Origin of the sequence: Bradyrhizobium sp. (assembly GCF_030693485.1) — a bacterium.
Classification (GTDB): Bacteria; Pseudomonadota; Alphaproteobacteria; order Rhizobiales; family Xanthobacteraceae; genus Bradyrhizobium.
Genome location: NZ_JAUYAN010000178.1, coordinates 1 through 12506, shown reverse-complemented (window position 1 = coordinate 12506; position 12506 = coordinate 1). Strand labels below are relative to the sequence as shown.

Here is a 12506-nt window from a genome sequence, read left to right as displayed (position 1 = left end):
CGTTGGGTACATTCGGCGTTACGCACATTGACAGCCGTCACCGGTTTGGCTGTAATAGCGGCATGGGGATTTTTGCGATCTCCCCACGAGGCGTCAGGCCCAAGTATCGCGTCCCGTACTCTCACGAGGGCGCATTCATGTCATCCTTCACAACGATATCTGCCGACAAGCTCGCACGCCTGATCGGCACGGCGAACACCCCCGCGCTGATCGACGTCCGTACCGAGGAAGATTTCGCCGCCGACTCCAGGCTGATTCCCGGCGCGGTGCGGCGAAGCCATCAGACGGCCGCCGACTGGGGCAAGGAGTTTTCGGGACGGCCGGCCATCGTGGTCTGCCAGCGCGGCTTGAAGCTTTCCGAGGGCACCGCCGCCTGGTTGAGACACGCCGGGGGTTCGGCCGAAGCCCTGGAAAATGGTTTTGAGGGCTGGAAAGCCGCCAAGCTGCCGTTGGTGCCGGCAGCCAAACTGCCGGCACGCGATGCGCAAGGCCGCACCGTCTGGGTCACCCGCGCGCGGCCGAAGATCGACCGAATCGCCTGCCCCTGGCTGATCCGCAGGTTCGTCGATCCCAACGCAGTGTTTCTGTTCGTGGCGCCGTCCGAGGTGATCGCGGTCGGCGAGCGTTTTGCCGCCGACCCGTTCGATATTGAGAACGTGTTCTGGAGCCATCGCGGCGAGCTCTGCACCTTCGACGTCATGGTCGAGGAATTCGGCCTCGCGACCCCGCCTCTGCTGCGGCTGGCGACCATGGTGCGCGCCGCCGACACCGGCAGGCTCGACCTCTCGCCGGAAGCACCGGGGTTGCTGGCGGCATCGCTCGGGCTGTCGCGGATGTATGATGACGATCTCGCGCAGCTCGAAGCCGGCATCGTGCTCTACGACGCGTTCTATCGCTGGTGCCGCGATGCATCGGGCGAAACCCACAACTGGCCGACCAACAAGGCAAAGCCATGAGCGATATCGTGGCGACTGACAAAACCTCCGGAGCGGATGCCGGTCACGGCATCAGCTTCGGTGAAGCGTTTCGGGTCTGGCTGCGGATCGCCGTCCTGAGTTTCGGCGGTCCGGCCGGACAGATCGCGGTGATGCACCGCATCCTGGTCGAGGAAAAGAACTGGATTTCCGAAAGCAGGTTCCTGCACGCGCTGAACTACTGCATGCTGCTGCCGGGACCGGAGGCGCAGCAACTGGCCACCTATATCGGCTGGCTGCTGCACCGTACCGCCGGCGGCATCATGGCCGGCGGCCTGTTCATTCTGCCCGGCGTCATCGCCATCATGGGGCTAAGCTATATCTATGCCGCCTTCGGCAAGGTCGGGATCGTCGAGGCGCTGTTCTTCGGGCTGAAGGCCGCGGTGCTGGCGATCGTGATCCAGGCCGTGGTTCGCGTCGGCAAGCGCGCGCTGCGCAACTGGATCATGGTTGCGCTGGCAGCGATCGCCTTCGTCGCGATCTTCTTCTTCAACGTATCGTTCCCGATCATCATCATTGCCGCCGGCGTGATCGGATTTTTCGGCGCCAGAAGCGGACGCAGCGAATTCGCCGCAGTCGAGCACGGCGGCGGCAAGAACGCCGCGGCGGTCGACAGCATGCTCGGCGACGTCGTGCCGGACCATGTCCGCGCCAGCCTTCCCCGCGCGCTGAAAGTCAGCGCGGTCTGGCTGACGCTGTGGCTGGTGCCGGTCGCAGCGCTGCTGATCGCGTTCGGCGAGGCCCATGTGTTCAGCCAGATCGCGCTGTTCTTCAGCAAGATGGCGCTGGTGACATTCGGCGGCGCCTATGCGGTGCTGGCCTATGTCGCGCAGCAGGCGGTCGAGCACTATCACTGGCTGCAGCCGCGCGAAATGCTCGATGGCCTGGGGATGGCCGAGACCACGCCCGGCCCGCTGATCATGGTGCTGCAGTTCGTCGGCTTCATGGCCGCCTTTCGCGATCCAGGCTCCCTGTCGCCGATGATGGCGGGCACGCTCGGCGGATTGCTGGCGACCTGGGTCACCTTCATGCCCTGCTTCCTCTGGATCTTTCTCGGCGCGCCCTTTGTCGAGACCCTGCGCGGCAACAAGGGGCTGGCCGGTGCGCTCGGCGCCATCACCGCCGCCGTGGTCGGCGTGATCCTCAATCTGTCGATCTGGTTCGCGCTGCACACCGTGTTCCGCGAAACCTGGCCGGTTCGCTCGTTCGGGCTGTCGTTCGACATGCCGGTGTGGTCGAGCGTCGACCTCGCCGCGCTCGCTTTGGCGATCGCGGCGGCAACTGCGATCTTCCGCTTCAACATGGGAATGCTGACGGTGCTGGCGGGCTCGTGTGCGGCGGGCGTGCTACTGCGGATGGCGGGGGTGATCTGAGATTTTCCCCCTCCGCGTCGTCCCTGCGAAAGCAGGGACCCATAGCCGCCGGCGCTGGCTTGACGAAGATTGCTTCATCCATCGCGCTATATCGAGGGCGCAACGCGGTATGGGTCCCGGATCGGCGTTCGCTTGCGCTCACTTGTCCGGGACGACGTGAAACTGAGTTTCGGATTTAAGCGCGCCCCTACACCACTTCCGCCGGCGCCAGTTTGCAGGCATCGCTGCGGGCTTCGATCTGCAGCGTGGCGTGATCGATGTTGAAGCGGTGCGAAAGTTCCGCGCACACGTCTTGCAGGAATGCATCGTCGCTGCCGCCTGGCCGCACCAGATGCGCGGTCAGCGCGGTTTCGTTGGTGCTCATGGCCCAGACATGGAGGTCATGCACCTCGGTGACGCCGTCGAGCTGCTTAAGATAACCCATCACCTCCGCCAGCGCGATGCCTCTGGGCACGCCGTCGAGCGCGAGATTGATGCTGTCGCGGGCAAGGCCCCAGCTGCTCGCCAGTACCACGGCGGCGATGACGAGACTGATGGCGGGATCGACCCAGAGCCATCCCGTCAGCATGATCGCCAGCGCCGCGACCACCACGCCGGCGGAGACGCCAGCGTCCGCCGCCATGTGTAGATAGGCGCCGCGAATATTGAGATCGCTATCCCGGCCGCGCATGAACAATAGCGCGGTGGCGCCGTTGATGGCGATGCCGAGCGCCGCCACCCAAACCACGGTCGAGCCCGCCACTTCGGCCGGCTGCCTGATCCGGTCAATGGCCTCGACGGCGATGGCGCCGACCGCAATCAGCAGCAGCCCGGCATTGGCCAGCGCGGCGAGGATCGATGCCCGCCGGTAGCCATAGGTGTGCCGCTCGGTCGGCCGCCGCCGCGCCAGCCATCCCGCCGCCCACGCCAGCACCAGCGCGATCACGTCGGAAGAATTGTGAACCGCATCCGAGATCAGCGCCAGCGAGTTGGCGGCATAGCCGAACACCAGTTCGGCCGCGACGAACGCGGTATTGAGCGCAATGCCGACGGCGAACGCGAAGCCGAAATTGTCGGGTGCGTGGCCGTGCCCGGCATGACCGTGCGCGTGGGAGTGATGATCGTGGTGATGGGCCATGACGGCGATTATAGCGCTTGCGAAATGGCGAATACTACTACGGCGGTCATCACAGTTCGTCGTCCCTGCGAACGCAGGGACCCATAACCACAGGCCGCAGTGTTGTGCGCGGTCTTGGACATTCCGCCTTGATCGAGAGGACAACGCGGTATGGGTCCCTGCGTTCGCAGGGACGACAAGACACCTTATTTACTCCACACCCTTGCCGAACTTGTTCGACTTCGGCAGGCCGTGCGCGAGGCGGCCGGCGTCGGCGCGGTTGCCGCGCCAGTCGGTCAGTTCCTTCCAGCTCATGCTCTGGTCACGGCCAGCCGAATCCTTCCAGGTCAGGCCGGCCTTGGCTTCGAAGGTGGCGACGTCGGACAGCGAGGCGCTGGTGTATTTCTGCAGCCGCACGCCGCGGCCGCGCGCCATCTCCGGCACCTGGTCGAGCGGGAACACCACCATCTTGTGGTTGGTGCCGATCACAGCGACGGTGTCCCCTGACACGGTCGTGATCGCGCAGGCTTCGTTCGGCATTTCGACGTTCAGCACCTGCTTGCCCTTGCGGGTATTGCCGACGCAATCGTCCTCGTTGACGACAAAGCCCTGACCTTCGAGGCTGGCGATCAGGAACTTGCGGCCGCCCTTGTTGACGAACAGCGAGACGATCGCCGTCTCCTGCTCCATGTCGATGAACATCCGGATCGGCTCGCCATGGCCGCGTCCGCCCGGCAACTTGGCGACGTCGAGCGAATAGAAGCGGCCGTTGGTGGCGAGCAGCAACAGCTTTGACGTGGTCTCGGCGAAGAACGCCTTGTCGAGCTTGTCGTCGGTCTTGAAGGTCAGGGTCGAGAGATCGGCGACATGGCCCTTCAGCGTGCGCACCCAGCCCTTTTCGGAAACTACCACGGTGACCGGCTCGCGCTCGACGAAGGCTTCCTCGATCGCAGCGATGTCATGTTCCGGCGCGTCCGCGAACATGGTGCGACGCTTGCCGAGCGGCGTCTTCGGCCCGAAGATGTCGCGGACTTTCCGCACCTGCTCGCCGACCCTGGCCCACTGCTCGGGCTCGGAAGCGAGAATTCCCTTGATGCCCTTCAGCTCGTTTCGAAGGTTCTTGTCCTCGGTGCGGATCTCGAATTCCTCGAGCTTGCGCAAACTGCGCAGCCGCATGTTGAGGATGGCGTCTGCCTGGACCTCCGTCAGCTTGAAGGCTGTCATCAGGGCCGGCTTCGGCTCGTCTTCGTTGCGAATGATCTTGATCACCTTGTCGATGTTCAGGTACGCGATCAGATAGCCGCCTAGCACTTCCAGCCGGTGCTCGATCTGCTCCTTGCGATGGTTGGAGCGGCGCAGCAGCACGTCGCGCAAATGGTCGAGCCATTCGCGCAGGCATTCGGCCAGGCCCAGCACCTTGGGGATGCGGCCTTTTACCAATACGTTGAGGTTCAGCGGAATGCGGCTTTCCAGTTCGGTCAGCCTGAACAGCGATTCCATCAGCAGTTCCGGATCGACCGCGCGGGATTTCGGCTCGATCACCAAACGGACGTCCTCGGCCGATTCGTCGCGGACGTCGTCGATGAGAGGCAGCTTCTTCGCGGTCAGCAATTCGGAGATTTTTTCCACCAGCCGCGACTTCTGCACCAGCCACGGGATTTCCGTGATCACCACCACCCAGGTGCCGCGGGCGCCCTCTTCCTGGACCCATTTGGAGCGGGTGCGGAATGAGCCGCGCCCGGTCATGTAGGCTTCGGCGATGCTCTCCTTGGAATCGACGATGATGCCGCCGGTCGGGAAATCAGGACCCTTGACCCATTTCAGCAGCGTCTTCGATTTGGCGTCGGGCTTGTCGATCAGATGCAGCGCCGCGTCGCACAGCTCGGCCACATTGTGCGGCGGGATCGAGGTCGCCATGCCGACCGCGATGCCCTGCGCGCCATTGGCGAGCAGGTTCGGAAAGCCGCCGGGCAGCACGATCGGCTCTTTGGTCTGGCCGTCGTAATTGGCGCGGAATTCGACGCCGTCCTCGTCGATCCCCTCAAGAAGAAGCCGCGCGACCTCGGTCATGCGCGCTTCGGTGTAGCGGTAGGCGGCCGCATTATCGCCGTCGATATTGCCGAAATTGCCCTGGCCGTCGACCAGCGGATAGCGCGAGGAGAAATCCTGTGCCAGCCGCACCAGCGCGTCATAGATCGACTGGTCGCCATGCGGATGGAACGAGCCCATCACGTCGCCGACGATTTTGGCCGATTTCTTGAACGGGGTGCCGGGGTCGAGCCGCAGCAGCCGCATGCCATAGAGGATGCGCCGGTGCACCGGCTTCAGGCCGTCGCGGGCGTCCGGCAGCGCGCGGTGCATGATGGTCGAGAGCGCATAAGCGAGATAGCGCTCCTCGAGCGCGTCGCGCAGCCCGACCTCGTGGATCTCAGCCGGTTCTTCAGGCGGAATCAGTCGTTTTCCCATGGGGACGGGTTATCCGCTGACGATGAATCGGGCAAGAAATGAATCGCGTTCCCCATCCCCGCACTTTCGCCGGGCTACTGTACATGGGGTTGTTTTCACGTTTTTACGGCAGCACCGCCGTCGCCTTCGCCCGATGCCTGGTCACCGCGTTGATGAACCCGTCGCGGGCGTCGGAATGGCCCTGCCCGCGCGGCTCCAGCACGTGGCGCAGCAGGAACCTTCCGGTAAGGACAAAACCGTCCTGCAGGTCCTGGTCGGACCAGCCATTGGCGCCGCCGCCGCCCTCGCGCAAAAACGACGGCAGCCGCAACAGCCGGTCGCGCCAGGGATCGCCGGCCCGCCGCGACACCGCGCCGCCGGATTTCGGCGAGACATAGATCAGGTCCGACGTCTCGCCGGTCGCGGCGCAGTTTTCCAGATCGAGCCCGAAGCCGAGTTCGGTCAGCATGGCGAGTTCGAATTTTATCAATTGAATGGCTGCCTCGCCGATATCGTCGAAATCGTCCAGCGTGCGCTCCAGCATTTCGTAGATGTCTTCATGCGGATCGCGCTCCGGCAACAGCCGCGCCAGCGCGGCCAGATGGGTCACGCCATAGGTCGCGTGCGACGACGCCAGCACGGTGGCCGCGCGCAGCCGCGTGCCCTCCATGACGTAATAGCCGAGATGCTCGTCGAGCCGCGCCCGCCACACCGCCGACACGCTGTTGCCGGGCTGCAGCAAGGGGCGCATCCGCTTGCCGGCGCCGCCGCGCACCAGGCCGAGATGGCGGCCATGGCCGCGCGTCAGGAGCTCGACAATGGCGGATGATTCGCCATGCCGCCGCACCCCCAGCACGATGCCTTCGTCGGTCCATTCCATGGGTTTGAGAGTATAGGATTCCGTTGCCGGCGTCATTCCGGGGCGCGCGTCAGCGCGAACCCGGAATCTCGAGATTCCGGGTTCGATGCTTCGCATCGCCCCGGAATGACAGCGATTGGAACATTCGCCCTCGCCGCCCGTTGGGACTGCTCTTCCCCCGGCCACGGCCTGACTTGACGGAGCTCTGCATGGACCTCCGCGGATATCTTCTATTGGCAGACACCGTTCCCCCGATGATCAAACTGCAGCAGACCAAGGGTACCGCGCTGATCAACCTCGCGGTGGCAGGGCTGATCATCACCGGGCTGTATTTCGCCCGCGAAATCCTGGTTCCGGTCGCGCTCGCGGTGCTCTTCAGTTTCGTGCTGGCACCCTTTGTCATCCGGCTGCAGTCCTGGCGGGTGCCGCGCCGGCTGGCGGTGCTGCTCGCGGTATTCGTCGGCTTCTCGATCATCTTCAGCCTCGGCGGCCTGATGGTCTCGCAGGCCAACCGGCTGGCCGAGGAATTGCCCGGCTACCAGCAGACGCTGCGTGACAAGATCCAGGGCCTGCGCGGGGTCGCGGCCAGCGGCTCCAGCACGCTGGAGCGCGCGTCCAAAGTGCTGCGGGAGCTGGACAGCGAATTGCACAATCCCGCCCGCGGGCAGGTCATCGACGGTTTGCGGCGGCAGCCCAACGACAAGCCGATTCCGGTGGAGATCAGGCAACCCGACCCCGGCACGCTGACGACCCTGGTCGCCATCATCCAGCCGCTGATCCAGCCGCTGACCACGACCGGCATCGTCGTGATCTTCGTGATCTTCATCCTGATGCAGCGGCAGGACCTGCGAAACCGGTTCATCCGGCTGGCCGGATCGCAGGACATGCAGCGCACCACGGCCGCGCTTGACGATGCCGGCCAGCGGCTGAGCCGGCTGTTTCTGAACCAGATCATCGTCAATGCCTCGTTCGGCCTCTTGATCGGGATCGGCCTGCAACTGATCGGCGTGCCGAGCGCGCCGCTGTGGGGCCTGATCGCCATGATCCTGCGGTTCGTGCCCTATGTCGGCACGCCGATATCCGCGGTGTTTCCGCTGATCCTGGCCGCCGCCGTCGGCTCCGGGTGGGAAATGCTGTTGATGACGACGGCACTGTTCGCAACGCTTCAGGTATTTGCGGCGCAGGTGGTGGAGCCTCAGGTGTACGGCCGCAGTTCCGGCCTCTCGCCGGTCGCCATTGTGATTTCGGCGTCGTTCTGGACCTGGCTATGGGGCCCGATCGGGCTGGTGCTGGCGACGCCCCTCACTGTCTGCCTGGTGGTGGTGGGCCGCCATGTCGACCGCCTGCAGTTTCTCGATATCCTGCTCGGCAACCAGCCGGCGCTGACGCCGCCGCAACTGGTGTACCAGCGGATGCTGGCCGGCGACCCGATCGAGGCGTCGCAGCAGGCGCAGGACTTCCTCGCAGACGCCTCGCTGGAAGCCTATTACGACACCATCATGCTCGATGGCTTGCGCCTCGCCGAAGCGGATTCGCGCCTCGGAAGACTGGATCGTGAACGGATGGACCGCGTTCTCGCCACCGTGCACGAAGTGGTCGACGACCTCGAAGCGCATGAAGACCGGCCGGTAGTTGAAGTCGAAGAGGTCGGGACCAGCCCGCTGGCGCGCCTCGACACCGACACCGAATTGCCGACCAGCGTGCCGGAGCGATGGCAACGCCCGGGCGCCGTGTTGTGCATTCCCGGTTCCGGCAAGCTCGACGAAGCCGCCGCCGTGATTCTCGCGCAGATCATGACCCGCCGCGGGCTCGGCGCAGCTGCGGAAACAGCCGACGCATTGTCGATGTCGCGGTTCTTCTCGCTCGACCTGTCACAGGCCGCCGCCTTCTGCATTTGCTACGTCGGCAAGCCGTCCGACGCGATGATTCAGTACACGGTCCGCAGGCTGAGCAAGAAGAGCAAGGGCGGCCGCATCATCATCGCGCTGCTCGGCAGCGAGAGCGACGCGGTGACACCGGGAACACGCGATATCACGACCGTGGTCGGCGATTTCACCGCTGTCGCGGACCTCATTGCCGAGACCGCCTTCAGGACTTCCCGCCCCGTGGAACCATCTCCAGAGGCCGACAAGGTCGCCGCCGACTGAAGGCTACGCGTTGAACCAGCCGCGCGCGTCGCCGGTAAAGGAAAAATACAGCGCGGCTGCCGTCAGGGCGCAGGAAACCACCTCGACGGCGCTGCTGAACTCCAGGCCCCTGATGCCGATCACCTGCACCAGCGTCATCGCGGAGAGCACCAGCGCGCCGAACAGCACCCAGCGCGGCCAGTTCTTGCGCTGCCGTGCGGCGAGCCGGACGAAGTGGACCAGCAGCAGCAGCAGCCCGGTCGCGAAAAGGCTCTCCATCATGATCATCGATTCCGTCATCTTCGCCGTCGGCGTCCGGTCCCGGAACGCGACCGACAGCGCATCGAGCATCAGCGACAGATAGAGCAGCACTTCAAACCACACGACGTTTCTCGGTACGGTCATCGCGACGCCTGCTATTCTTTCGGGAATTCAAGGCCCATTTCGCGGTAGCGGTTGGGATCGTCGCCCCAGTTCTCGCGCACCTTCACGAACAGGAACAGGTGCACGGGCACGCCTGTGATCTCGGCGATCTCCTTGCGTGAATCTGCGCCGATCGACTTGATGGTGGCGCCGCCCTTGCCGAGCACGATCTTGCGCTGGCTTTCGCGCTCGACGAAAATTGTCTGCTCGATGCGGATGGATTTGTCCTTGCGCTCGGTCCAGCTGTCGGTCTCGACCGTGGACTGGTACGGCAGCTCCTGATGCAGCTGGCGAAAGATCTTTTCGCGGGTGATTTCCGCCGCCAGATGCCGCATCGGCGCGTCCGACATCTGGTCCTCGGGATAATGATACGGCCCCGGCGGCACCATCGCGGCCAGCGCATGGCGCAGATCATCGACGCCATCGCCGGTCATGGCGGACACCATGAAGGTCTCCGCAAACTTCAGCCGTTCGTTGGCGGCCTGCGCCAGCTTCAGCAGCTTTTCCTTGTCGACGATGTCGACCTTGTTGATGACCAGCAGTTTGGGATGATTGACGGTCGCCACCTTGGCAAAGATCGACTCGGCCTCCTCGTCGATCCCCTCGCGGGCATCCAGCAGAACGCAGACGAGATCGGCGTCATGCGCCCCGCTCCAGGCGGTCGACACCATGGCACGGTCGAGCCTTCGCTTCGGCATGAAGATGCCGGGCGTATCGACCAGGATGATCTGGGCGTTGTTGTCGATCACGATGCCGCGGATCAGTGCGCGGGTGGTCTGCACCTTGCGCGAGACGATGGTGACCTTGGAGCCGACCAGCGCATTGACCAGCGTGGACTTGCCGACATTGGGCGCGCCGATCAGCGCGACGAAGCCGCAGCGTGTCGCCGCCGGCGGCGCAACGTCGCCCTCAACGTGTTCCTGGGGTTCAACCATCATTGTTACCGCCACCGACGCCTTCGACGCCTTCTCGTTCTATCATTACGGATGCCGCGACCTTCTCGGCCGCGCGCTTGCTGCCGCCGAGGCCTTCGGCCGGCTCGAGGCCGGGCAAATCCACCGCGACCCGGAACTGGGGATCGTGATGCGGCCCGGTGCGCTCGACCTCGCGGTAAACCGGCGTCGGCAATCCCTTGCCCTGCGCCCATTCCTGCAGCACCGTCTTGGGATCGCGCAGCGGCCGCCGCGGCTTGCGCATCCGCTCCAGCCAGTTGCGCTCGACGAATTGCGCCGCCGCGGTGTAGCCGCCGTCGAGAAAAATGGCGCCGATCACCGCTTCGCAGATGTCGCCGAGCACCGATTTGCGCAAACGCGCGCCGGCGCCTGCGCCGACCGCGCCGAGCTTGATGTCGTCGATCAGTCCGAGCGATTTGGCGACATCGGCGCAACTCTCCTTGCGCACCAGATCGGCCAGCCGCTTCGACAGTTCGCCCTCATTGGCATTGGGAAAGGCGCGGTACAGCATGTCAGAGACCACGAGCCCGAGTACGTGATCGCCGAGGAATTCGAGACGCTGATAGCTATCGCCGCGCTTGCGCGAGGATTTCAGCGCGGAGACGTGGGTGAATGCGGTCGCCAGCAACTCGGCATCGGCAAATTTGTGCCCGATCCGCGCCTCGATCGCCGCGGTCGCGGCCCTGGCGCTGATCTTGCTGCGCTTTTTCTTTACCGCAGTGGGTTCGCTCCCGGCGTCAGGCTGGGCGCGAGTTTCACCCGGCGCGGAGGATGTCTGGAGATCGGGCGATTCGTCGTTCATCGCACGATTGAGAAAATGCGATTCCAGCGCACCGCGGTCGGCCAGCGCCAGAACATCCAGGCGGTTTCGCCCTCGGCAACGGAAAAGAAAATCATCTGGGCGCGGCCGACGATGTTCTCGAACGGCACGTAGCCCACCGCCGACAACACCCGGCTGTCGGTGGAGTTGTCGCGGTTGTCGCCCATCATGAAGAGGTGGCCAGCCGGCACGGTATAGATCGTGGTGTTGTCGTAGAATCCGTTGTCGACGCAATCCAGCGACTCATAGCTGACGCCGTTCGGCAGCGTCTCTTTCCAGCGCTTGACCCGCGCCGTGGAGTCGGAAGACCCGCAGGGGTCCTCACCGATGAAGTCGCTGAGGCGTTCGCGCTTGACCGGCGCTTCGTTGATGTAGAGCAGGCCCTCCCTCATCTGGATGCGGTCGCCGGGCAGCCCGATCACGCGCTTGATGTAGTCGGTAGAATCGTCCTTCGGCAGGCGGAACACGATGATATCGCCGCGTGCCGGCTCGGAGCCGAAGATGCGTCCCGAAAATATCGGCGGCGACAACGGGATCGAATAGTGGCTGTAACCGTAGGAATATTTCGAGACGAACAGGTAATCGCCGACCAGCAGCGTCGCCTTCATCGATCCCGAGGGGATGTTGAAGGGCTGAAACAGGAAGGTGCGGATCACGAGGGCGATCAGAAGTGCATGGATGACGACGCGGATGGTTTCACCCAGGCCGCTTTCAGTTTTTGTCCCGGATGTCACGCTCATCGCTTTCCCAATTCCCGACGCGACAGACGCGCGGTGGCAGAGCATTTTCCTCACGCGAATCGTTCTCGTTTCGCGTCAAGAAAATGGTCTTGATTCTGATATTGTGAACCAGTTCCGGCGCTGGCCTGAACTCGTCCTGCTTCGATATCCCTGCGGCGTTTTAGACGGTTGTTCGCAGCCACGCAATCAACGGTCGCATGAAAACTTGCTAATCCATTGAGTTAGCGAGGATTTTTAGTTTTGCACGGGCCGCGGAAGATGCCCGCCCCGGCGCCTCAGGCTTTGCCCGGACTGACCGCCGAAATTATGACGAAGGCCTGCGCCAGCGGCCAATCGTCGGTAATCGACAGGTCGATTCGCGCCTCCAGGCCCTCCGGTGTCAGCGCCTCGAGCCGGGTCAGCGCCCCGCCGGTCAGTCGCATGGTCGGACGCCCCCCCGGCAGGTTCACCACGCCCATATCCCGCCACCAGACGCCCTGGCGGATCCCCGTTCCGAGCGCCTTGGAACAGGCCTCCTTGGCGGCAAACCGCTTCGCATAGGTCGCCACCACCATTTTCTCGCTCTTGGCGCGGCGCCCGGCCCGGGCACGCTCGGCCTCGGTGAAAACCCGGTCGAGGAAGCGGTCGCCGTGGCGCTCGATCACCTTGGCGACCCGGCGGATGTCGATCAGGTCGGAGCCGATGCCGATGATCATGC

11 protein-coding genes are annotated in these 12506 nt (G+C 64.2%); 3 read left to right on the top strand and 8 right to left on the bottom strand.

Annotated elements, in window-relative coordinates; translation table 11 throughout:
• Nucleotides 1-137: 137 nt before the first annotated feature.
• Nucleotides 138-956, top strand: a complete 819-nt coding sequence (locus Q8N40_RS13020; RefSeq protein ID WP_305712105.1) for a chromate resistance protein ChrB domain-containing protein — start codon at nucleotides 138-140, stop codon at nucleotides 954-956.
• Nucleotides 953-2347, top strand: coding sequence for a chromate efflux transporter (gene chrA, locus Q8N40_RS13015; RefSeq protein WP_305712104.1), 1395 nt, complete (start codon nucleotides 953-955; stop codon nucleotides 2345-2347). The genes Q8N40_RS13020 and chrA overlap by 4 nt, the downstream gene beginning before the upstream one ends.
• Nucleotides 2348-2534: 187 nt before the next feature.
• Here chrA and Q8N40_RS13010 read toward each other — a convergent pair whose 3' ends face one another.
• The 3 genes from Q8N40_RS13010 to recO form a co-directional block, all read right to left on the bottom strand.
• Nucleotides 2535-3464 carry a cation diffusion facilitator family transporter gene (locus Q8N40_RS13010; protein ID WP_305712103.1) on the bottom strand — a complete coding sequence of 310 codons (930 nt, stop codon included), beginning with the start codon at nucleotides 3462-3464 and terminating at the stop codon, nucleotides 2535-2537.
• 189 nt (nucleotides 3465-3653) lie between these two features.
• Nucleotides 3654-5909 carry a DNA topoisomerase IV subunit A gene (gene parC, locus Q8N40_RS13005; RefSeq protein WP_305712102.1) on the bottom strand — a complete coding sequence of 752 codons (2256 nt, stop codon included), beginning with the start codon at nucleotides 5907-5909 and terminating at the stop codon, nucleotides 3654-3656.
• A 103-nt stretch (nucleotides 5910-6012) separates the two neighbouring features.
• Entirely contained in the window at nucleotides 6013-6768 is a 756-nt protein-coding gene (recO, locus tag Q8N40_RS13000; RefSeq protein ID WP_305319789.1) for a DNA repair protein RecO, read from the bottom strand.
• Nucleotides 6769-6956: 188 nt separating this feature from the next.
• Between recO and Q8N40_RS12995 the strand changes: the two genes are divergently transcribed.
• Nucleotides 6957-8894: an AI-2E family transporter gene (locus Q8N40_RS12995; RefSeq protein ID WP_305712101.1), complete on the top strand. Its 1938-nt coding sequence runs from the start codon at nucleotides 6957-6959 to the stop codon at nucleotides 8892-8894.
• Between the two features lie 3 nt (nucleotides 8895-8897).
• Here Q8N40_RS12995 and Q8N40_RS12990 read toward each other — a convergent pair whose 3' ends face one another.
• The 5 genes from Q8N40_RS12990 to acpS all read right to left on the bottom strand — a co-directional run bounded on the left by Q8N40_RS12990 (nucleotide 8898) and on the right by acpS (nucleotide 12504).
• The gene (locus tag Q8N40_RS12990) at nucleotides 8898-9278 is read right to left on the bottom strand and encodes a hypothetical protein (RefSeq protein ID WP_305318891.1); all 381 of its coding nucleotides are present in this window, start codon (nucleotides 9276-9278) and stop codon (nucleotides 8898-8900) included.
• Nucleotides 9279-9289: 11 nt separating this feature from the next.
• Nucleotides 9290-10231 carry a GTPase Era gene (gene era / locus Q8N40_RS12985; protein WP_305318897.1) on the bottom strand — a complete coding sequence of 314 codons (942 nt, stop codon included), beginning with the start codon at nucleotides 10229-10231 and terminating at the stop codon, nucleotides 9290-9292.
• A complete protein-coding gene (gene rnc / locus Q8N40_RS12980; protein WP_305318892.1) occupies nucleotides 10224-11051 on the bottom strand; it encodes a ribonuclease III in 828 nt (275 codons plus the stop codon). Before rnc ends, era begins: the two co-directional genes overlap by 8 nt.
• The gene (lepB, locus tag Q8N40_RS12975; protein ID WP_305318893.1) at nucleotides 11048-11809 is read right to left on the bottom strand and encodes a signal peptidase I; all 762 of its coding nucleotides are present in this window, start codon (nucleotides 11807-11809) and stop codon (nucleotides 11048-11050) included. The genes rnc and lepB overlap by 4 nt, the downstream gene beginning before the upstream one ends.
• Before the next feature lie 275 nt (nucleotides 11810-12084).
• Nucleotides 12085-12504: a holo-ACP synthase gene (gene acpS / locus Q8N40_RS12970; protein WP_305318894.1), complete on the bottom strand. Its 420-nt coding sequence runs from the start codon at nucleotides 12502-12504 to the stop codon at nucleotides 12085-12087.
• Between the last annotated feature and the right edge of the window lie 2 nt (nucleotides 12505-12506).

Bases quoted from the DNA above. Each gene is read 5' to 3' on its own strand.
- rnc (WP_305318892.1), bottom strand. From the start codon at position 11,051: ATGAACGACGAATCGCCCGATCTCCAGACATCCTCCGCGCCGGGTGAA.
- parC (WP_305712102.1), bottom strand. From the start codon at position 5,909: ATGGGAAAACGACTGATTCCGCCTGAAGAACCGGCTGAGATCCACGAG.
- chrA (WP_305712104.1), top strand. From the start codon at position 953: ATGAGCGATATCGTGGCGACTGACAAAACCTCCGGAGCGGATGCCGGT.
- Q8N40_RS13020 (WP_305712105.1), top strand. From the start codon at position 138: ATGTCATCCTTCACAACGATATCTGCCGACAAGCTCGCACGCCTGATC.
- recO (WP_305319789.1), bottom strand. From the start codon at position 6,768: ATGGAATGGACCGACGAAGGCATCGTGCTGGGGGTGCGGCGGCATGGC.
- lepB (WP_305318893.1), bottom strand. From the start codon at position 11,809: ATGAGCGTGACATCCGGGACAAAAACTGAAAGCGGCCTGGGTGAAACC.
- era (WP_305318897.1), bottom strand. From the start codon at position 10,231: ATGGTTGAACCCCAGGAACACGTTGAGGGCGACGTTGCGCCGCCGGCG.
- Q8N40_RS12995 (WP_305712101.1), top strand. From the start codon at position 6,957: ATGGACCTCCGCGGATATCTTCTATTGGCAGACACCGTTCCCCCGATG.
- Q8N40_RS13010 (WP_305712103.1), bottom strand. From the start codon at position 3,464: ATGGCCCATCACCACGATCATCACTCCCACGCGCACGGTCATGCCGGG.
- acpS (WP_305318894.1), bottom strand. From the start codon at position 12,504: ATGATCATCGGCATCGGCTCCGACCTGATCGACATCCGCCGGGTCGCC.
- Q8N40_RS12990 (WP_305318891.1), bottom strand. From the start codon at position 9,278: ATGACCGTACCGAGAAACGTCGTGTGGTTTGAAGTGCTGCTCTATCTG.